This is a genomic window from Bradyrhizobium sp. 159, assembly GCF_023073795.1.
Classification (GTDB): domain Bacteria; phylum Pseudomonadota; class Alphaproteobacteria; order Rhizobiales; family Xanthobacteraceae; genus Bradyrhizobium.
In genome coordinates, this window is the sequence record NZ_JADPKE010000029.1 from 25,037 (window position 1) to 46,033 (window position 20,997).

The 20,997-nt window shown below is 55.9% G+C and carries 15 protein-coding genes; 7 read left to right on the forward strand and 8 right to left on the reverse strand.

Translation table 11 applies throughout. The annotated features are described in order from the left end of the window. The first annotated feature begins 68 nt into the window (after nt 1-68). On the forward strand, nt 69-1,088 hold the full coding sequence (locus IVA96_RS05325) for a glycosyltransferase family 2 protein (protein WP_247415829.1): 1,020 nt from the start codon (nt 69-71) through the stop codon (nt 1,086-1,088). On the opposite strand, the gene IVA96_RS05330 is transcribed toward IVA96_RS05325, so the two are convergent. Then, on the reverse strand, nt 1,077-2,273 hold the full coding sequence (locus tag IVA96_RS05330; protein ID WP_247415831.1) for a glycosyltransferase: 1,197 nt from the start codon (nt 2,271-2,273) through the stop codon (nt 1,077-1,079). The two genes, IVA96_RS05325 and IVA96_RS05330, sit on opposite strands and share 12 nt — an antisense overlap. A 103-nt stretch (nt 2,274-2,376) precedes the next feature. On the opposite strand from IVA96_RS05330, the gene IVA96_RS05335 reads away from it, so the two are divergent. Continuing rightward, nucleotides 2,377-3,426 (forward strand): glycosyltransferase, encoded by a 1,050-nt coding sequence (locus tag IVA96_RS05335; protein ID WP_247415833.1) that lies wholly within the window; start codon nt 2,377-2,379, stop codon nt 3,424-3,426. A gap of 63 nt (nt 3,427-3,489) precedes the next feature. On the opposite strand, the gene IVA96_RS05340 is transcribed toward IVA96_RS05335, so the two are convergent. Further along, entirely contained in the window at nt 3,490-4,308 is an 819-nt protein-coding gene (locus IVA96_RS05340; RefSeq protein ID WP_247415836.1) for a glycosyltransferase family 25 protein, read from the reverse strand. A gap of 257 nt (nt 4,309-4,565) precedes the next feature. Here IVA96_RS05340 and IVA96_RS05345 point away from each other — a divergent pair, with 257 nt between their 5' ends. Next, the gene (locus tag IVA96_RS05345) at nt 4,566-5,714 is read left to right on the forward strand and encodes an acyltransferase (RefSeq protein ID WP_247415839.1); all 1,149 of its coding nucleotides are present in this window, start codon (nt 4,566-4,568) and stop codon (nt 5,712-5,714) included. Nucleotides 5,715-5,760: 46 nt separating this feature from the next. Here the strand turns inward: IVA96_RS05345 and IVA96_RS05350 are convergent, their stop codons facing one another. The 5 genes from IVA96_RS05350 to IVA96_RS05370 all read right to left on the reverse strand — a co-directional run bounded on the left by IVA96_RS05350 (nt 5,761) and on the right by IVA96_RS05370 (nt 13,234). Next, nucleotides 5,761-6,939 (reverse strand): acyltransferase family protein, encoded by a 1,179-nt coding sequence (locus IVA96_RS05350; RefSeq protein WP_247415842.1) that lies wholly within the window; start codon nt 6,937-6,939, stop codon nt 5,761-5,763. A 228-nt stretch (nt 6,940-7,167) separates the two neighbouring features. Then, nucleotides 7,168-8,805 (reverse strand): glycosyltransferase, encoded by a 1,638-nt coding sequence (locus IVA96_RS05355; RefSeq protein WP_247415845.1) that lies wholly within the window; start codon nt 8,803-8,805, stop codon nt 7,168-7,170. An 81-nt stretch (nt 8,806-8,886) separates the two neighbouring features. Beyond that, nucleotides 8,887-10,476 (reverse strand): lipopolysaccharide biosynthesis protein, encoded by a 1,590-nt coding sequence (locus IVA96_RS05360; RefSeq protein ID WP_247415847.1) that lies wholly within the window; start codon nt 10,474-10,476, stop codon nt 8,887-8,889. 57 nt (nt 10,477-10,533) lie between these two features. Beyond that, nucleotides 10,534-11,892 (reverse strand): glycoside hydrolase family 16 protein, encoded by a 1,359-nt coding sequence (locus tag IVA96_RS05365; protein ID WP_247415850.1) that lies wholly within the window; start codon nt 11,890-11,892, stop codon nt 10,534-10,536. A gap of 148 nt (nt 11,893-12,040) precedes the next feature. Next, on the reverse strand, nt 12,041-13,234 hold the full coding sequence (locus IVA96_RS05370; RefSeq protein WP_247415853.1) for an acyltransferase: 1,194 nt from the start codon (nt 13,232-13,234) through the stop codon (nt 12,041-12,043). Nucleotides 13,235-13,372: 138 nt separating this feature from the next. Between IVA96_RS05370 and IVA96_RS05375 the strand changes: the two genes are divergently transcribed. Next, nucleotides 13,373-14,653, forward strand: coding sequence for a hypothetical protein (locus tag IVA96_RS05375; protein WP_247415856.1), 1,281 nt, complete (start codon nt 13,373-13,375; stop codon nt 14,651-14,653). 26 nt (nt 14,654-14,679) lie between these two features. On the opposite strand, the gene IVA96_RS05380 is transcribed toward IVA96_RS05375, so the two are convergent. Further along, nucleotides 14,680-15,750, reverse strand: a complete 1,071-nt coding sequence (locus IVA96_RS05380; RefSeq protein WP_247415858.1) for a glycosyltransferase family A protein — start codon at nt 15,748-15,750, stop codon at nt 14,680-14,682. 300 nt (nt 15,751-16,050) lie between these two features. On the opposite strand from IVA96_RS05380, the gene IVA96_RS05385 reads away from it, so the two are divergent. The 3 genes from IVA96_RS05385 to IVA96_RS05395 all read left to right on the forward strand — a co-directional run bounded on the left by IVA96_RS05385 (nt 16,051) and on the right by IVA96_RS05395 (nt 20,985). Then, complete coding sequence (locus tag IVA96_RS05385) at nt 16,051-16,503, forward strand: hypothetical protein (protein ID WP_247415861.1); 453 nt, start codon at nt 16,051-16,053, stop codon at nt 16,501-16,503. 447 nt (nt 16,504-16,950) lie between these two features. Beyond that, nucleotides 16,951-17,934: an NAD(P)-dependent oxidoreductase gene (locus tag IVA96_RS05390; RefSeq protein WP_247415863.1), complete on the forward strand. Its 984-nt coding sequence runs from the start codon at nt 16,951-16,953 to the stop codon at nt 17,932-17,934. A gap of 633 nt (nt 17,935-18,567) precedes the next feature. Then, nucleotides 18,568-20,985, forward strand: a complete 2,418-nt coding sequence (locus IVA96_RS05395) for a polysaccharide biosynthesis tyrosine autokinase (protein WP_247415866.1) — start codon at nt 18,568-18,570, stop codon at nt 20,983-20,985. Nucleotides 20,986-20,997 lie beyond the last annotated feature (12 nt).

The following is a 20,997-nucleotide window of genomic DNA, read 5'->3' on the forward strand; positions in this document are numbered from 1 at the left end:
GGACCGTCAGTACGTCCTTGGCGTGCATCAACGACCATTCCCGCGCCTGCCAACGGATTGAGCAAACAATGGCAAGTGGCAGCGAAACCGTGTCCAGAAACGTCCTGATCGTCGTACCCGTTTTGAACGAGGCTTCTCATATCGAGACCGTAGTCCGCAATCTGGCGCGGGACAGTCTCGACGAGGATCGCACGATAGTGGTTGCAGATGGCGGCAGCACCGATGGGACGCCTGACATTGTCCGCCAGCTCGGCAAGGAGATTCGCGGCGTCCATCTGTTGCACAATCCCCAGCGGCTGCAAAGTGCCGGGGTCAATCTAGCCGTACAGGTCTATGGTGCTGCGGCGCAGGTCCTGGTGCGGTGTGACGCCCATTGCGAATATCCAGCGGATTATGTTTCGAGCCTCCTCAAGACTCTGGACGAGCGCAAGACCGACTCGGTCGTGGTCCCCATGGACTCCCGAGGTGACGGCTGCCTGCAGAAAGCCGTCGCCTGGGTCTCGGACACCAAGGTCGGTTCGGGCGGATCGGCACATCGCGGCGGAAAGCAAAGCGGCTTTGTCGATCACGGCCATCATGCCGCGATGACCATCGACGCCTTTCGCAAGGCCGGTGGTTACGACGAAACCTTCACTCACAATGAAGATGCAGAGTTTGACTGCAGGCTGCGTGCACTCGGCGGCCGGATATTTCTGGATTCGGACATCCGCCTTTCATATCGACCGCGGTCGAGTTTTCTGAGCCTGGCGAAGCAGTACTTCAACTACGGGCGTGGTCGGTCGAGAACGGTGAGACGGCATCCAGGATCTTTGCGACTGCGTCAATTCCTGGTACCCACTCATGTTGCATTGACGCTCGGTGGCATCGTGCTGTCGCCCGCTGCGCCGCTGCTGTTGACATTGCCGGCGGCCTATCTGGCGATACTGGCCCTGACCGCAATGATGATTGCAGCAAAACGTCGCTCAATTTGCGGGCTGCTTGCACTGCCGGCCGCCGTCGTGATGCACTTCGCGTGGGCAATTGGCTTTTTCTGGGGCATCCTGTCGATCCGCCAGACCACCTGGCAGATGACCCCTTCAGTTTCCTGAACGTTGCAGAATTTGGGCACCGGCCGGCGTGTCCACACGCCGGCCGGCCTTCGCATAGGCGGCCTCGGTCAGGCGGGCAATCGAGGTCCACGTCGGCACGGAGTCGCGCAGATCGAGCATTCCTTGACCCTTGGCGTTTCGATAATCAGGGTCGCTGATCAAGCGCTCGAGCGACCGGGACAATGCGGCGGGATCACCTGGAGGAACGAGCGTCCCCTCCGCCCCATCGCTCAGCCATTCCGAAAACGTTCCAAGGTTCGAAGCGACGATCGGACGTCCCGCCGCGATTGCCAGCATCAGCACACCCGATGCGTCGATATCCCGGTATGGAAAAGCCAGGATGTCAGCGCGCGCGACCAGCGAGGTGACTTCGTCTTCCGGAATGAACCGCAGGTCGAATTCGACATGGTCTTCGAGCTGCAGATCCTTCACCATCGCAAACAACGGCTCTATCGGCATTTCCGGCCAGCCCACGATCTTCACCACGCAAAGTGCCCTGACCTCTCGGGGAAGCAGCGCAAGCGCGCGAAGCATGACGTCGACGCCCTTGTAGGGCTTTATCTTGCCGAACAGGAGTATTTGAACTCGCCCGTCCGCGGCCGGGGGCTCATCGGCCGGTCGGGCGATATGATCCGTCAGCAATCCGTGCGCGATGACGGATATCTTCTCGCCCGGGATACCAACGCGCAGCAGGCGATCGCGTGCAACGGTCGTATGAACGATAAGATGGTCAAAGCAATGCAGAATCTTGGAGGCGCCGATTCGCTGTATCCGCGAACTCGGATTGTTATTGAAGGGATTCGAGTCATGAACGGTCAGAACCGTTGGCGCGACCCTCCTGAACTTGGGAATGAACTGGCTATCGACGATCGCCAGCGGTGCCCATTGAAAATGGATCACATCGGGCGGCGTCTTCCTGAAGCGCCTGATCAGCCGTGTCATTGATTCAGCGTGACTGAGGCCCTTCAGCCCCAGTTGCACGTTGCGCGGAAGTTTCTTGAAAAAGCGCGACTGCAATCCCGGATAAAAATGCCGGTCAAGAAACAGGTCTTCATCAACGGAAGGCTTCTGCCCCAGCTGGCGCCCCACAATGCTGACTGCATGCCCAATATCGGTCAATCCTTTGGCCAATTTAAGATCATATGGCCAAGTGAACAGTGACGGATCGATCAGAGCGATTTTCATGCGATTGCCTCACCAACCATGCGGACCGTGAAATTACTTCTGGCCCATCAAGGCATGGATTGATAGCTTCTTCTGCCACTTGCAAATTTGTGAGCGACAAGCGTTGAAGATCAGCATCGTCATAACAGTCTACAATTACGAACGGTATGTCGGATTGGCAATCGACAGCGCGTTGAATCAGACCCGTCCGGCGGACGAGATCGTCGTCGTCGACGACGGATCGATCGACGGTTCCCGCCAGATCATCGCCGGCTATGGTGACAGGATTCGAGCCATATTTCAGGCAAATCAGGGCAACATCGCAGCATTCGAAGTTGGGTATCGCGCAGCGACAGGCGATGTATTGCTGTTCCTTGATGCGGATGACATCCTGATGCCGACGGCGGTCGAGAACGTCGCTGCGCACTGGCGTGAAGGTGTTTCGAAAGTTCAGTTCAATCTGGACATCATCGACGGCGCCGGCAGGCGACTTGGGCGCTCGTTTTGTGCGTTTCCTAAATCCTACGCACCAGACGATGTGCACGCAGAATTTACCCGATCGGGAACGTACATCTGGCCAGTCATGTCAGGAAATGCGTACTCCCGAGCGTTTCTTCGACAGGTCGTCCCGCTCAATCCGCCCGTGGGATACGACGGCGCCCTCAATACGATAGCGCCTCTTTACGGAGACGTGGTCACGGTGCAGGAAATCCTGGGGCAATATCGGCTCCATGGCAGAAATATCAGCCGAAATGACGCGAAGGGCCGGGCGCAGCGCTTTCCGGATTTTCCCAGACAGATCGGATTCCGCGTCGCAGAGTTCGATATCCTGAAAGCACATTGCGACAAGAAGTCCATGCACGTGCAAGCGGCAAGGCCAATCGATAACGAGATCGTCTTTGTCAACTATCGCCTCGCGTCGCGTAAATTGGGACTGCGCTATGTTGGGCAGGACGCGGACACGTCGAGTTCACTTCTGCGCCGTGGGATATGGCTTGCGCTGACCACGACCACACATTGGCGTGCAGCCGCCTCTCATATCGTCTGGTTCACAGGGCTGTTCTTGAGCCCTTCCTGGCTTGCGTACCGGCTGATCATGCTCCGCTTCAACAGGGCAGAACTCCTGCGGCCGCTCGTCAGGTTCGGAAGTGTCATCCGACGCAAGCCCGCCTGAGTGGGCAACGGCGCAAAGGCAACCCGCCTCGTCAGATCTCGTCCCATGCCCTCCAGGCGTCAATCACACGCTTTCGATCGTACGAATTGTGTCCGGCATTGGCCCGGAAAGATTGATTGCGCCGGCGAGGCGGGCGCGAATCCGCCTGTCGGACTGGCGAAGTCGGATATTTTCCGACAGGCGCAGAACGTATTCCTTTGATTTCCACGCAAACCGAGCCGCTCTGTCGAGCGCAGTGGGCCCGTGAACCGACTCCGCCGCCTTTACGATCGAAGATGTCAGCGTCAGCTCAAGACAGGGAAAAGGAAACAAGGCATAATTGTGGAGGCCATTTGCCCAGAAGCGGTCCATCTCCCAGTCGATTGGCCGATGGATCGTTGTCACGCTGTCGCTGAATCGACGCGCGGCATGGCCGGAGATCAGATAGGCCTGCGTTCCCATCGGCGCACGCTCAAACCGTACCAACTCCCGCTGATCCAGCCAGGCCACGTGCTTGCACGGCGCCATGTGTCGCCCATACAGCCGAAGATAGCCGATCTCGGCAGCCTTGCAGATGTCCGGAAGCGATCGAAAGCTGAACCCGGCATCGAGAATGACGTCGTCTTCGATTACAAGTGTCCATGAATCATCGGCGTCTGACGCTGCCACTTGCGCCATGACGCTCATATGACTAGCTGCGCAGCCGATCTCGGCACGTGAAAGGCCCCTGCCCCAAAAGCGGATGGCCAGCGCCTCATCATATTGCGGGAGCCCCTTAGCCGGCACACGCAAGGCATCAAAGAAGGTCCATGGAATCCCAAGCGACTCCAGATTTGCACTCGCGCGCTCGCGGCGCACAGAACCGGCCAAACTAATCGCCACAATTTTGAGATTGCTGTCCATTGATTGATCAGTCCGACGCTGTTGACTGGGAACCGGAATAGCGCGGCGGCACTTCAGGAGCGCACTTCGTTGAAGTCGACAAAGCGCAGGCTGTCAATAGTAACCGCAAGCTAGGCACCCAAGACGCCGACGGGACAAGACCTGCTCAGGTCGCCCGCACTTTTGGACGCGAGCTGCTGCAGCAGTATCGCAGACTTAATCTTGCCAACAACGCTATGACTAATGCCGTCAAGATGAACTCCAAGTGAAGGCACAACATGGTGAAACGCGAGTACTTCAACGAAATCGTTGGGCTGCGTTTTTATCTCGCCCTTTGGGTCGCCATCGGACATGGCCTCCAACTTTCCGGAATTATGGAGTCAGACAATAAGATACTGAAGGTCCTTCTGCGCGGCGACGTGGCCGTTCAACTGTTCATGATCGTGAGCGGGTTCGTCATCACGAATCTGATTATTCAACGAAATGAAACATACACGCCCTACCTGACTCGCCGCTTCTTCAGACTTTACCCGGTGTTCGTCATCGCTTCCGCGATCGGGTTTGCTGTTTTCCCCTACTGGGTTGCCCTATCGACGCTTGTGCCCTGGCAGACTTCTGCGGGCTGGGCCGCATACTCGCAATCGCTTGCCGAGATCGAGCAACAAATGACGACTAACTTTCCAGCGCATTTCTTGGCTCATTGCCTCATGTTTCATGGTGCGATTCCGAACGAAATTCTCAATCGATCAGCCATGACGTTCCTGCCGGCCGCTTGGAGCATCTCGCTAGAGTGGCAGTTTTACATTGTTGCTCCACTGGTCCTCTTGAGTCTGCGGGATTGGCGGTCCACCGTCTGCATGACAATTGTGTTCGGCCTGCTCTACATCGCCCACAGTAGAGGCATGCTCGGCACTTATGATCTCGCCTCCTCCCTGGCAGGCGCCAGCGGATATTTTGCTATTGGAATTGCATCTCGTATTGGCTTCAACAAGATCAGCGAGATGAATTTCCGCTCCATCGCGGTCGCAATTTGTCTGTCAGTCCTTGCCATCATGTTTCTACGCGATCCGCTCGGGCTCGTTATTTGGGCCGCATTTTACAGCTATCTGGCTGGAGCAAAAACGGATCAGATCGATGGCAAGATCTTTAGATTTGCCTTCACAAATCCACTGGTTTTTCGGGCTGGAGAGGCTTCCTATTCGCTCTATTTGATTCACCGCCCGGTGCAAGTATTGGTAGGCTATGCGTTGGTGAGAACAGTGCAGGTAACCAGCGCGACTATGTTGGCCGCTATGGTTGGAGCCATCGCGATCACCGTCTTGCTCAGCCTGATTTCGTATCAGCAGATCGAAAAGCGCGGAGAGCAGGTCGGACGAGCACTTGCGCGACGTTCGACCAGCTTTGCGGTGACATCGTCGGCTGCCTGACGTCTTGAGCTTACCCAAATCGATGGCAAGCCCGACGAATGCTGCCCTAGCGATTCTTTGACGCGGGCTTTGCATATAGCTCAGAGAGAGTATTCCGTATTATTGTCCTTACTGAGTGCGTCCGGCTTTCAAAAGCCCACCAAAAGCCTGCGGAAACGGCCAAGCAACTCGCGGTGACAAAAAGAAATGACGCGAGACTCCTCCAGCTTGGCGAGACCGGATGGATCTGCCCCAAAAGCGACAGCACGAAAACGGCTACCGGAACATGGGTGGCATAAAGCGAAAAGCTTACTTCTGAAGTCGCTTGAGCAAAGCCAAAGTCAGCGAAATAAGCCACGTCCCTCACCTCGAGAACTTTCAGAACGGAAACGAACGCGCATCCCAGCATAAGGTCGCTGGCTAGCCACAAATCCTGTCTTCGAAGATAAAGCCAAAGACAGGCGGAAAGCGCAGAGGCCAGAGCAAGCAGCCTCAACGACGGCTTTTCCAGACAAAACAATAGAGCGCCGGACATCCAGACAAGGAAGTAAACTAAATAGCTTAAGGCGGTGTACTCGGAGACATGGGTACGAGCTAATGAACAAACGACGATCAAAGCGACGACCGTCGGAATGGTCAAGAATATCCGCTGTCGAATACCAAGGACCAGCCCGAACCAGGCGAAATAGTAAAGTCCCTCGTTGGAGATGCTCCACAATGACAGATTGGACCCGTACTGCTTGCACCACAACATCTGTAGAAACGCCGCGTTGCACGCGGCTTCGCGAAGCCGGAGAAACGACCATAGATTTTCGCGATCGGGAAAAAATGAGACTCTCGCGTCTATGACGGACTGACCATTCAGCCAAGCCAGCGAACTTCCATCGAGGATTGCCGTCAAGAAGAGAGCCGGGATCAGAACAACAAACATCCTGGATACTCTTGCAATGAGGTAGTCGGCCGATACCATCTTGTCTTGCAAGAAACGAATGAGAAATGGTCCCCCGACCAGATAGCCGCTTAAGACAAAGAAAATAATGACCGCCTCGTGGCCCCATTTGGCAACAAATCGAAGGACTGAGCAGACGACGCCAAATAGCACTCCAGTGTTCTCGACTGCAGAGGGGATGAAGACCAGGGCGGAAGCATGAAACATCAGAACCGCGAGGGCAGCGAGACCGCGTAACAGGTTCAGCCACATAGAAAGCCGAGGGGCGATACGCGTGTCTTGCCGTAACGTCAACATATGCCTCTCTCTCGCCGATCTAGACGGGCCCAACCAACTCACCCCGGATTTAACTCTTCTCTCGCTCTCGCGCGCGGTCCTAACGAACCCGCGTGAGGCTTTCATTCACGCGATCGCTCCTCGATTGTGACGGCAGAATTGGCATTTCTGTGAAACGCAATTCCATCCAACCCATCTTGGCTTTCGACCAATAGCGCAGCAGGACGCTAAGCTGAGCGGTCGGATCGCCTAGATATACCTGCTCGCAAGGCGGCTGTAGGTCGAGCGGCCATTTCTTATCCAGTTCGAAAGGCCAGCTTCATCGGAGTGCACGAAGTACTTCTTGTAGGAATAGGACTCCCAAAGATGGTGGCAGACTGCATTGTCGAAACTATGGTTCTCTTCGAACATGAGCTTCATGCTCCGATCGTCCCAGCTCGGCCAGTGAAAGCGATCATGAGGCTGCACGTTGATTGACCAGAATCCACTCCGCCACATGACGTAAGGGAGCTGTACCGAAAACTGATCCCAAGTCTTGTCTGAAAATCGCTCGTACGAATTCAACCAGTCGACGAGAAACCCATCGTTCGGTGCGGCCAACATTACGGCATTGCAAAGTCCATCGACCTTATGCCCGATCTGCAGACCGATCGAAAACGAGCTGTCCAACATATCGTCGAACGGCTTTACCGTTATCGTGTCGAGATCGAGATAGATTCCTCCCATCTCCTTCAAGATGCTCATTCTGGTGATATCTGCCTTGTGGGCGAAGTGACTCAGCTTACGTCCCTTGAATTCGTGCGGGATAACGATCTTGTTCATCGAAAGCAGACCCTCGACGTCCCTGAAGCTGGGCGATTCAGGTTTGTAATGGTGATGAAAAAAGACCTCTTCCGGCTTGATCTTCTCGATGGCAGACCTGACTGCAACTTTATGCATGACATTGAATGGCTTTCCGCCGAAGTCCGGCGACAAGCCAAAAATGAAATGAATGATCTTCGGAACCTTATTTCTCAGAATTGCCGGAAAGGGTCTATCTGAGGCCAACTCGTCGGCTCTACGTTCCCGAATCGGATCGGGAACGTACCGCCGCACCTTGGATTTAGATTGGTTGCCTATAAGAGCCTTCACCCGGTGGCAAAAGTCCCTATTGGCATCCCGACACTCCTCCAACGCCGCGTTGTGGATCTCGGCTTCAGAAAATGCAGCAGTCCAGCAGTCCGGCTGCGCTATTGGCACTTGGTGCTTGAGCGTAAGCATCTTACTGCCGCCACCGATCGCGACGACGGGCTTCTTCACGAGCGTGCCCAGGTATGCCGCATGATATGAATTGGTAACGATGCGACGCGCGGAACAGATTGCTTGAATAAATTCCTGGCTGCTACAATCGTTAAACACGATCCTCGCGTCGTCTGGTGATTGCGACACGATGCACGAAATCTTTTCTTTGTCCGATCGAAGATCGCGATGAAGCAGGAAAAGCGTTCCGAAACTCGCATTGCCCGGTTCATCGAGTTGCGGGTTCATGCAGCTTGGGCACGGAACCCACGTAAATCCGGCGTTATAATCGCGAATTCCGACCAGGTTGAACTGGCGTAACTGGCCATACTCCTCAAACCCCGGCTGCCGTTTATCCACCGCGTGGATATCGTGACTGTTGTGACCGGCTCCCCACAAGATTGTCGGTATCTGACCGCGGGTCCAAGACGATATGTCGGCGTCAAAAAATGGCTGCCCGATCAACCCCCCGCCTCCTATGATGACGGCCTTGGCGTTCTCCCTCGTTAGCTTTCGCAAGGCGCGACGGGGCAGGCTTGCACCGGCATGGACTTCCTGGCGAACTGCCCAGTTGAATTCAGAACCGAAATAATTAAGCGGACTGGACATCACATCTCCGATGTTGCCATCGCTCAGTCTGCTTACAAAGATTACTGGTCTTCGCACTTGAACCTCTTTCCCTGATCTTGATCAAACTTCCAAGCAGCTTTCGCCGGCCCTAAACCGCAGCCGCCGGAATTTTCCTAACTGGTCGATGATCCTGCGCTCCGCGCCGGCGGGCGCTCCACACGCTATCCAAAGAAGTGCGTGGCTTATTACGTATATGCTCGCTCCCAGGACAATCTTCCCGGCAAATATCGCAGCGAGCGCCAGGGGACCGACATACCCGAAATGAGAGTTCGGTAAGAGCATCAATGTACCATACATGATTGCGACCGACGTGATGCTGCGCCAACTCGCCGTAATCGGATCCAGCATCCGGCTGTGCGTGATCCTGGCAGCCAGATGCAAGCCATATAAGATGAAAAAGGAGCCCGTTATCACCCTTCCAATGACAATTCCCATCAAGCCTCCCAAATGGAAACCCGCAACCAAGACCGAAACTCGGAAAATCAGGAAAACTGCCGCGCGAACGAAAAGGTCTCGTCCCCTATCCATCGACAAGGCAACTGTTTCGATTCCGGCGAGCATCGTCTGCAGGGCGATCAGGGGAGCAAGGTAAACCACTACGTTTACAGCGATCTCCCACTGCGGACCGACAAACAGATAAACGGCATCTCTTGCCACCGCAGACATGCCAAAGCCAATCGGCAGCGCCATGGCTAGAATAACCGACTGCGCCTCTCGGTACGCCTTTCGAAGTCGGTCCACGTCGTTCGACATCAGAGAAAATGCCGGAAACAGAGCGCGACTGAGAGGCGCTACGCAATCCCCAGTCGTCATCACCGTAATCTGTTGACCGATATGATAGGCTCCTAGAGTTTCGCTACCAAGACGTCTTCCGATGAGCAGATAGTCCACCCTGCCGTTCAGGTAATCCAGAGCTCCGATCAATATCAGCCAAATCCCGAACGAAACTATCTCCTTGGTTTTGGAGAGGTCTAGCCGAGGCCGCCAGGGGATATTGTAGTATGACAAGAAGAGCATGAATGTGCTCGACGCAATCGAGCCAAGGACGATCGCCCAATAGTTACGCAGCATGAACGCCGCTGTGATGCCTACCGCGGCTCCTATGACGGTCGATACGATTTGCCTCTTGCTTTCCCGGGCAAAGTTGAGTCTTTTTGAATAAACGCTCAAGAGCGGGTTATTGAGACAGGCCAGGAGGGATGGAACGGCCATGACGCACAGGACGTCTTTCAGCCGCTCGTCGCCTAGCAAATGCGCCAGGAGGCCTGAGGAAAGAAGCAGCAGAATACCTGTTATCAATCCGCGTATGAGGCTAATCGTAAACGCAGTATCGAGATGAGCTCGTGTCACGTTCTGCGACTTGATGATGGCACCAGCCACCTGAAAATCTGCCAAGATATTTATAAACCCGACTACTGCTGTAGCGAGTGCAATGATGCCGTAATCGTCCGGCGTGAGCATGCGGGCAAGGATGGCCGTCGAAATCAGTTGCGCAGCTCGCGAAAATGCGGTTGTGGCCCACAAGACCGCGGCGCTATTCACCAACCGCCCGCCGACCTCGTGCCGATTCTCATCCGCCAGAACGTCTATTTCGCGTTGCATCCAACTGCCCTTTTTGAATGGTGCCGTCCGCATCAACACCCGCGCCACGCAGGCCTTCCAAGGATCATTGCGACGCGAGGCGTTTTCCGTGAGGCGCGTGCGACTTCAGTGAGGCCGAACGCGCAGCAACGCGAGGCGACACGATCGCGCCTTAACCGGCTGACTTACATGCGTGCTGCACGTCACCGGGCTTGCCAATACCTCTTTCGCGCCATTTTCGCCGATTGTTTCTGCCACTAGCTTTCCGACCAAGACGTAGTCGCCGGAGCGCTGGATAGCGGGCATTGAAACCTCTACGACACGAACGCCGTCGGCGCGCCTCGTCATGGTGTTTACCTCCAGCTTGCTGGAGGTCGTGGACACGACCGCTCCTGTTGCCCCGTCGACCACCGAAACCTGGAGCAACCTGTTGGCAGGATAATTTTCCGGAATATTGAGCGGAATTTCGAAACGCAGTTGGTCGGTCGAACTTAAGGACAACGACCCGCTGCCGGATTGCCCTGCGACCGACGCCGTCTCGGCTCCCAAAAACGCGGGCTTCAGCATGTCGTTGAGTGCTGCCGTATATCCAAATTCATTCGGATCCGGTGTCACGTCGCTCGGACCGCATTTTCGGCTTCCCCGCTCGGAGGACGTGAACTGGCAGACGCGAACGTAGTCGATCTTGAACGTCTGCGGGAAGGCCGCATCATCGACCCCGTGCCGGCCTGCCCAAGCCGCTCCGCCGACGGCAAAATTGAGATCGATGTGCGCCGGCGGGCCGAGCTGACCATCCTTCCTAGTCCACTGATACGTGCGTGTGTAGATGAGCCGGCCGTCCCAGAAGAACGAAATGCGGTCAGGGGCCCAAACGAGGCCGGCAATATGCCAGTCCTTGTTCAGATCTTCCTTGCTGACCATGTCCTGAAACCTGAGCACGAACGAGCTGTCCACATACGTGTAGGACTGCGGCGTCCACTTCTCTTTACTCATGGCATTCGAGTGCAGCATGTTCGGCTTGTCTTCCACACCGTTGATGACGTACTCAAAAATGTCGATCTCCGGGGGATGCCAGAACTTTCCATCGATGTCGTAATCGGCTTCGAGCCAGAATGCCGGCCACGATCCCCGCGCGTTCGGAAGAAAGACCCGCGCTTCATAATAGCCGTAGTAGAATGTCTGATGGCTTCGGATCATCGCGGAATCGAATGTGTCCGCCCCCTCATTCTTTTTTGCGGTCAGGCTCAGCGCACCTTCGGACACCACATGATTGTCGCGGTAGCGCTGCTTTTCATCGTTGAAACGATCCATTGTTTCGTTGTTGTAGATGTATCGGGTCGCCCATTTGGTTCGATCAAGCTTGTCGCCATTGAACTCATCCGAAAAAACCAGCTCCCAGCCAGCGCACCAGGCCGGCGTTGCGCATCCAAGTGCAACAACTATCGAGGCGACACAAAGGACTTGCCTGCGCACGACTGCGATCATCAACGAGATCCTTTCGGTTCGGCTGTTAGTCGCGGCTGGGAACGCTGTGCCGGCTCAATGCCCAAAGACGATGGCGAGGGTGATGCTGCCACGTCGTGAGCCGGCACAATCAACCACACGGCTCTGCGGCTTTTTCCGGAGTAGACATTCAACTTGCGATCGTTTTGGGGCGGTGACTTGTCGAACAATCAAGAACATTTGACTGTTCCCCGATCAGGTTCCCTCCTTGAGCGCCGTCGAATGGTTGGTTGATTGATCGGACTGCCGGCTTCGCTTCCAGGCCCCTGTCGAGCCGTTTTCGAATCTGTCCCGTCACCTTCACTTCAAGGAAGCGGTGGCTGATCGCTGCAATGATAAGCGACGGCGGAAGTGAGACCAGGAGGAAAAGCAGTTGCGAGCCGCCCCCCAATGCCTCGACCATGCCCGTTCGATACATGATGAGCTTGACTCCGGCCATCACGATCGGAGGCCAGAGATAAAAACTGAAGCTGATCGTTCCCAGCCACTGCATGACCTGCCAACGCAGCATTCTTCCGAACAGCCCGTTTCCGCGGGACATGCCGAGCAGAAAAATGGTCCCGAAGACGCCACCAAGAACAACAAATGGAAAAGCAGAGATCCAGTCGTGGAATGACAGATATGCCGGCGTAACAAAGCCCACGTAGTCCGTTGCGCTGGCAAGCTCGAGGCCTCTCCAGACGGTCAGGAACAGCGCGAAGAAGATCGCCGGGTATTTCGCCAGGGAATGCAACAAGGTCGACGATAGATACTTCTCCGCAATGAATACGCCACCGATCATCAGGAGCGCGCGGGGATAGTACACGAGCAAGATCAGCGAACTGGCGGCTAATGCCAGCGCCAGCGGCCGACTGACGCCGCTGATCAGGAAAACGACAGCACATACTCCATAGAACAGGAATTCGTATCCGAGCGACCAAGCAGCGGGATTGATCTGGATGATGTCAATGAAAGGAGGCGGCGCCAACAGATTTGCACCAACCAGCAGCAGACTTGGACCCTTTCCTGAAAGCCAGCTAACGATCGCAATCGCGATCACGGTCGCCCAGAGCACAGGAAGAATCCTCGCATAGCGATCAAGAATAAAGGTCAACACCGAGGATGCGCGATACAGGCTTGGCAGAATGACGATTCCACTGATGCCGAAGAAGAACTCGACACCGAATTTTCCGGTCTGCAGCGCTTCTCCCAACAGCCCCCTGGCAAACAGATCGAACGTCGGGAGGCCGGAATGAACGACGTGATAGACGAATACCATGAGGCAAAACAAACCCCTGGCACCATGAACGTAAGGGTTAAATCTTGCGCTCGCGTTGTGTTCCATGTGGGAAGTCGCTACAGGCTCTAGTATAGAGGGTGAACAGCCTCACGAGAGAGACCAAGGTCGATCGCGATCGTTGCCCTGTGCCCAGACGCACCCACCAACCGAGGCGCCAAGAAACAGTAATCGACGAGTCCCAACATGGTGAGCCTCGACACATTCCCAGCCAGAACCTCGTCTAACAAGTGCGCTGCAGCAGCGTCAAGCGACGAGACCAACAGCGTCATTTTCGCGCATGTCGCCTTCATTCTGTGCATTTGCATGCAGCGTTTCGGACTCCTCATCGGAACCGGACAGATCTTCTTTTCGCTGTTCGGATTCCTCGCGCTCGTCGCGTGGGGATGGTGGGTTGGTCTGGTGAGCATTCGCGGGCCGCAGACGCTCGCCTTCGGATTAGTTGTCATCTGGTTTCTCTTCAGCGCGGTCGCCGCAGCCGAATCTCCCGATCGCGGTGTCGAGAGTAGCCCGGCATCACTTGCGATGGTTCTGGTCACGAATTCGATCTTCCTGTTCGGGCCGTCGACGAGATTCTCGAACGAAGCGGTCTTTCCCGTCTTCCTGTTCTATGTTCGCGTGTGCGCCGTTCTGGCAATCATCCAGATCGTTCTTCAATTCGGCGGAATACGCATCTTCTCGTTCAAGGATGCAATCCCGGCGCTCGATCCGGTCCTCGTCGAGTCCGCCTACAATCAAAATGCGGTGGAATTTTATGGGTCTTCGAATCGGCGCGCGAACGGGTTTTTCCCGATGGAGCCGGGAGCGTTATCCCAATTGCTCGCCATAGGTGTGGTCGTCGATGTGTTCATGTTGCGGCGACTTGCCAGTCTTCCGTTGTACGCCATCTCGTACGTGCTCACTCGGTCCGGATCGGGCCTCCTGGTGCTCGTCGTGTCACTCGGTGCCTATCCCCTGATTGCTCCGCTCAAATCGCTGCGGGTTATCGCCATCGGGACGGCCGTTGCCTTGCTGATCGGCACAACGTACCTCGTTGCACCGGAACCTTTTGAGCCCATCGTTAGTAGACTTAACGAATTCAGTTCAACCAAGTCGAGCGGCTATGCCCGCTACGTCGCACAACTACAGACCTGGGACTATCTCTTTCAGACCGACAGAGTGCTTATCGGCTCCGGACCCGGCGGATTGGAACGGTCGCCCGCCTACTTTGGCGGCAGCGGAAATCCCGTTCTCAAGCTTGTCGCGGATTACGGAATTATCGGGCTACTGATTTTCCTGTTCTATCTTATCCTCTCGATATTCAGGAAGGACAACTCGATGCTCGCACTGACAATGCTGGCCTGCTATCAGCTCGGCGGCGGCAACCTCGCCATGGCTCCATTCCTGATCATGATGGCAATGCTGTGCGTATGGTCGCAGCCACCAGGCGCCGGCCTGAGGTCGATTCGTACCAAAGCTGCCGTCTGACCGAAGGGTCCCAGCCCCGTCCCTGATCATCGAATGATGCGGAATCGACCGAGCAACGCGCGCAACCATTTCGGCCGCTGGGCGGGCACGTACCGCAAACTCACCAGGGCACGACGAAAGTACCGCGGACTGATTAGGATGCAGAAGATCCAAGCCAGCAGGGATACGCGCTGCGACCTTGAGAACCCTTGCGGCGACGCAGCTGCTCCAAGCGCATCGACAGCGATGCTCAATGAACTATCCGCGGCAATTGGATGAAGGTCCGGCCGCAGCCTGAACGACGCTGTCCGCAAACAAAGAAAAATCAAATTACTCTTGAGCGCATCGGGCGCAACCGGAAACTTCTCCGTGCGCGCGATCTCGGAAAAGAATTTGTATCTCCTCCGCGTGAGGTCGATCTCTCTCGCAAAGCGGGTATCGTCTAGTTGAAGGAAAGCCCCGTGATTGAGGCCGTGCACGCGATAATCCGCCAATGGCTTGGTGATCGTCACGATCTCGCCACACGCAGGAGCGGCCGCCAAAAGATAACTGTCCGGAGCCCGATCAACGAAGTCGGAATCAAAGCCGAAGACACGCTCGACAAACCATTTTGGGTAGGCATTTCCTGACCCGGGCGGCGTTGGATAAGCGCCGGTGGTTGCCATCCACTTGCGGACGTCCTCCGAGGACGGACAGGAGAAGTACTGCGGCAGAACATTTCCGGTCGGCTGCCCCTTGGCATCGATCACGCGCATCTGAAACTGATATTTGCTCGCGGCTTTGGACGAGACGGACACAATCTCCGTCATCACATCAGGATGCAAGGCATCGTCCGAGTCGAGAAATATAACGATATCGCCGGAAGACCTGCGAAAGCCGTTGACACAGGACATCATCTGCCCGGCGTTCGCCTGGCTGATGATTGTGACTTCGTCTGCAAATTCGTTGATGACGTCGAGTGAATGGTCCGTCGACCCGTCATCGACGACGATCACTTCGACGTTTGGCCATCGTATGTCCAGCGCGCTGCGGATCGCCGATCCCACGTAAGCTGCGTAATTGTGATTCGGAATGACGACCGAGAGGCGCGGCAGGGTCGCCAGTTCGACTTCCGGCAACACAGCGTGTCCTGGTATCTCCTTCAACATTCGCCGCCTAGAATACTCGCGTTGTAAGTACGTCGCATGACGGCCGACAGAACATCACAGTCGACGGGCGTCAGACACTTAATCCAGGAAAGTGCAGCCTCTAGCACGTGTTTACAAGCGCAAGGAATAGGCAAGATTCCTCGCCTGCAATCCCGGGAACTATTTTACCTGTCATTCTGTTGCCGCAACTGCAATCCTATCCTGCCGCCGACAACCGCGGCTTCTTTCGAGAGCTGGCCCCAACCATCATCGATGTGCAGAGCAGTGAAGATGCATGATAACCGATCTAGGCGCTCAGACGGTTATGTGGTGATATCTGTAGCTATCGCTTCATCGCTGCTCGCAACGACGGCCGATGCTCAAATTTCCGGCTTCGGTCGCACATCTCCTCCGATGTATGGCGGCTCCGGCATTTCCACTCGGCCTTCTAGTTCGATTCGACCGTTGGAAGGTACTTTCGCTCCAAATCACACGACAGCGGACGGAAAGCTTTGCATCTCGATCAATCCGCTGACGCACCCCCAAGCCAACAATCCCAAGATCATCGAGCAGATTGTGCTGGTTCAAAACATTTGCGGTCAATCGATCCGGGTTCGGGTTTGCTACGCGGGAAGTTCCGATTGCATTGTCGTTCCGCTCGCAGGCTACCAGAAGCTGCAAAGGCTATTGGGGATCGCCGCCGGAGCAACGAACTTTCAATTTGAGTATCGCGAGCTCTATTGAGTCGTTGATTCAGACGAAACCGCTAGTTGAACGCCAAATGATATCCTTACAAGAAACGTGCGATCATCCGCGGCGAAGACGACGCCCCATCTTACCCGCGTTGCGGCTTGAACCAGAGCCACCGCATTTCGGGATCGGCCAGCTGGAACTGGTGATTCCGAGCATGTCACACGCACTGCCGGTAACGATGTTGTTATCGCCGTATGAGCGACGCATGACTAACCAATTGCTGCCCCGATTTGCCCGCTTCATTGATGTCCAGCAGCGGAAACGCTCGTGGTCGCGGGCAGGCGCAATGCTCGTCAAGCAACCTTGCTCTTTGCGGGCACAACTCTTGCAAGGGCAGGTCGTGCAGCTCTCCAATGCGCGCGCTCGATCGTCAGGAAGCCTTGACCGAAGTTCGTCGCAGTTGATTCAGCACCTTCACTCACGTTGACCCTCGCGCACATGTCCAATCCCACCCAGGCTATTGTATTTGGAGGCGCAGGCTTCATCGGTACACATCTGATGACGCGGCTGCTGGCCTCCGGGCGCTACAACCGGATCGTCTCCGTGGATATCGGCAAGCCTAGGGCGCACGTCGAAGGCGTCGAATATGTCCATCATGATGTCCGTGAGCCAATCGACCCGAAGCTCGGAGGCGGGCTGCCTGCCGACATCTTCAACCTGGCTGCGATCCATGTCACCCCCGGTCATCCGGAGGGCGACTATTATTATACAAACGTGCTGGGTGCGGTGCACGTCTGCCGATTTGCGAAAGACACTGGCAGCCGGAATATCATCTTTACCAGCTCGATATCGGTCTACGGTCCGACCGAAAACCCACTTACTGAGGATGCGACGCCAGTCCCGGTCAGTGCCTATGGACGCTCCAAACTCTCGGCCGAAGCGATCCATCGTCTATGGCAGTCGGAGGACCCGGACAGGCGGCTGACCATCGTGCGGCCCGCCGTCATCTATGGGCGTTACGAGCGAGGCAATTTCACGCGATTGTCGAGGCTTCTCGAAAGGCGGGCCTTCATCTATCCCGGCCGAACCGACACCATCAAATCGTGCGGCTACGTGAAGGACCTGGTTTCGTCGATGTTCTTCATGGCGTCCCGCAACGACAGTCTGTCGATCTACAATTTCTGCTATGAGCCCCGTTACACCATTAGCGAGATTTGCTCCGCCTTCTCTCAAGCTGCCGAATACCCCAAGCCGACGATAACGATTCCGGTATGGCTAATGAATCTCGCCGTGCTTCCATTCGAGATGCTGCAGGCTATCGGCATCAAGACCGGCATCAATCGTGACCGCATCAAGAAGTTGTGGTTTTCTACGAACATTCTGCCGAAGCATCTGATCGCAAGCGGGTTCAAGTTCGACTACGACCTGGCAAGCTCGCTAGTGGATTGGAAACAGGAATCCTCCATCAAGGATTTTGATTGAGGTCTCGTTGGCTGGGTCTTTCAAGTGCCCGGACGATCACAGATTCACCGGTGGAACTCCAAAGGCGACCCTCACCACCATAGCGGATGCTCCGAAACCCAGGCTCGTTCGCATTCCGGCGTCTCGTGCTCGTGACGCAGAGACCAGAACGCCTTCGCCCGTGGCAGTTGCTCGATCCTCATGCTTGTCCGTCACACTCAGGCCGATATTGCATCGCAGAATTCGAGGCCGGTAGGGCGCTGTTCCATCGGTCGGTGCGTGGGATTTCGTGGAACCTGCCCAATTCATGAGCGAGCCATGATCTTCTCAGGCGGCGTAAATTGTCTCACTCTTGAAAGTCGCTTTTTTGGCAAAGTTGGTGGGCATTATGACGATTGTGCGGCGAGCGGCATCGACGGTAGCCCGGCAGCATTGCCGAAACTTCTCTGACTAACAACGTATCGAATGATCCGACGAGGTGTTTCGCCGAGGGTTTCGATGGCGCTGATCAACTCTCGAGCGCCGCGACCTCGATCACCGCATCAGACGTGTCGAATTCGAACTTTTACGCTGCACTTTACATGTTCGCGAATTCAGCGCGGCGGCAAGGCCAGCCTGATGCCGCATTCACAGAGATTTAGGTAGGCGGGCCGGATGCTCCAAACAAAGATCACATCTCGCGAGATCGAAACCACGGCGCCGCATGCCCCATCGCTGGAGCAGACCATCTCCTCTGCGCTTGCGCTGGTGAGCCGCCAGTATCCAGTGATGATTTTCACGTTGCTCCTGTGCATCTGTCTTGCAGGCGTTTACGTGTTCACGGCACCGAAGCGATATACCGGAACGGCCATCCTGATGATCGACAGCCGCAAGATGCAGGGCCTGCAGACGCAAGCGCCCGCGACCGGCGGAGACAACCCGATCGATTCGGCGATGGTCGATAGTCAGGTCGAACTTCTCAAGTCCGAAGCGATCGCCTCCAAGGTCATCAAGGACTTGAAACTTGTGGAGTCGGCAGACTTCATGAGCGACGGTGGCGGATTGCTCAGCAGCATCAGTGGCGCGATTACCGGAATATTCTCCGAGTCGACCCCGCCCACCGAAGAGCAAATACTGCGCGCAGCACTCGCTCGCTTTGCAAGCGGCCTCAGCATCAAACGCGTCGGCGTGAGCTATGTTATCGAGATCTCGTTTCAAGCATTGTCGCAGGAGCAGGCAGCGCGGATCGCCAACGCTGTCGCCGACAGCTATATCGTGGACTCGTTGGAATCGAAATATCAGGCCTCCAGGCGGGCGGCGGTCTGGCTGCAGGACCGATTGAAGGAGCTGCGCTTGCAGGCGTCTTCCGCCGAACGCGCCGTTGCCGATTTCAAGGCCAAAAACAACATCGTCGACGCCGGCGGGCGACTACTCACCGAGCAGCAACTCGCTGAAATCAATACTTCGCTGACGACCGCGCGTAGCCAGCGTGCGGAGGCACAAGCTAAGCTCGAACGCATCACCGCGATATTGAATGCAGACGGCGACGATTCGAAGGTCATTCTGAATGATTTGGCAACTGTGAGCGAGACGATGGCCAACCCGGTCATCACCAAATTGCGCCAGACCTATCTCGAGTACGCGGCCAAGCAGGCCGATTGGTCGAACCGGTATGGATCGACGCATCTGGCGGTTGTCAATTTACGCAACCAGATGCGAGAAATTCGACGCTCGATCATTGACGAATTGCGACGCACGGCCGAGGTCTACAAGAGTGATCTTGAAATTGCCAAAGCGCGCGAAGAGTCCAGCCAGAAGAGCTTGAACGATACCATCGCGGTCTCGAACAATACCAGCCAGGCCCAAATCATACTGAGAGATCTGGAAAGTAACGCTCAGAGCGCTCGCGCATTGTCTGACAACTTCCTGCAACTCTACATGGTCTCGGTTCAGCAGCAGTCGTTTCCCATTACCGAAGCGAGGGTGATCAGCCAGGCCGCGTCGACCCTTCCCAACAAGACGTCGCCAAGAACGACACTCATCCTGCTTGCAGCGATCGTGGGTGGGTCGATACTCGCAGCTCTCGTCGCAGTCCTGCTTGATATGATGGATCGCGTCTTCCGTACCGTTTCGCAGGTCGAGCAGTTCGTGGATACCCGCTGTCTCGCTTCGATTCCAGTCATAAAGCCGGGTGCCGTCAAAGCGAATTCCGCTCAATCCGGCAAAGCCGCCTGGCGATTCGGTAAACGCGACAAGCCCAAACCGCAGCAGGCACCACCGAGGTACCAGGAATCCGGCACGACCTTGCCAATTCAGGGGTCCGCGCCGGGATTTAGTCACCCGCAGCCGCATCGCGACCGTCTGCTTTCAACCGAGGAGAGCGTCGGGCGGCACGTGATCAATGCCCCATTTTCACGTTTCGCAGAGGGATTTCGGTCGATCAAGCTAGCCAGCGATTTTGCAAATTTCGGTGCAGGGTCCAACAAGGTCCTGGGGATTACCTCCGCTCTTCCGAACGAGGGAAAGTCAACCATCAGCGAAGCGCTGGCACAAACCTTGGCGCAAAGCGGCTGCCGCACACTGCTGATCGACGGCGACATCCGCAACCCAAGCCTCACCGCAAGGCTTACTCCGGCTGCGCAGGGCGGCTTGATCCATGTCGTCATCGGCCAAGCCGACTGGACGGATGTGGTCTGGATAGACCCGCAGACGAATCTACATTTTCTTCCTTGTGCCATCACATCGCGCTTCTCAAATTCGAGCGACCTGCTGGCCTCGCAACAGATGGAAGACCTGTTCCAGCAACTACGGCAGCACTTTGATCGCATCGTTCTTGATCTTAGCCCGCTGGCGCCGGTCGTCGACGTTCGGGCGACCAGAGGGCTGGCTGATTCCTATATCCTCGTCATCGAATGGGCGAAGTCCAAAGTGGATATCGTCCAGCGCGTGCTAAGCGAAACGCCGGTTGTGCAGGAGCGCATGCTCGGTGCGGTTCTTAACAAGGTGAACGTGTCGGTGATGAGCCGCTACGATACGTACGGCGCGGCCTACTATCGCAATCGATACTACAAGAGGTATGGTTACGTCGATTGACGTCCGGAGCTG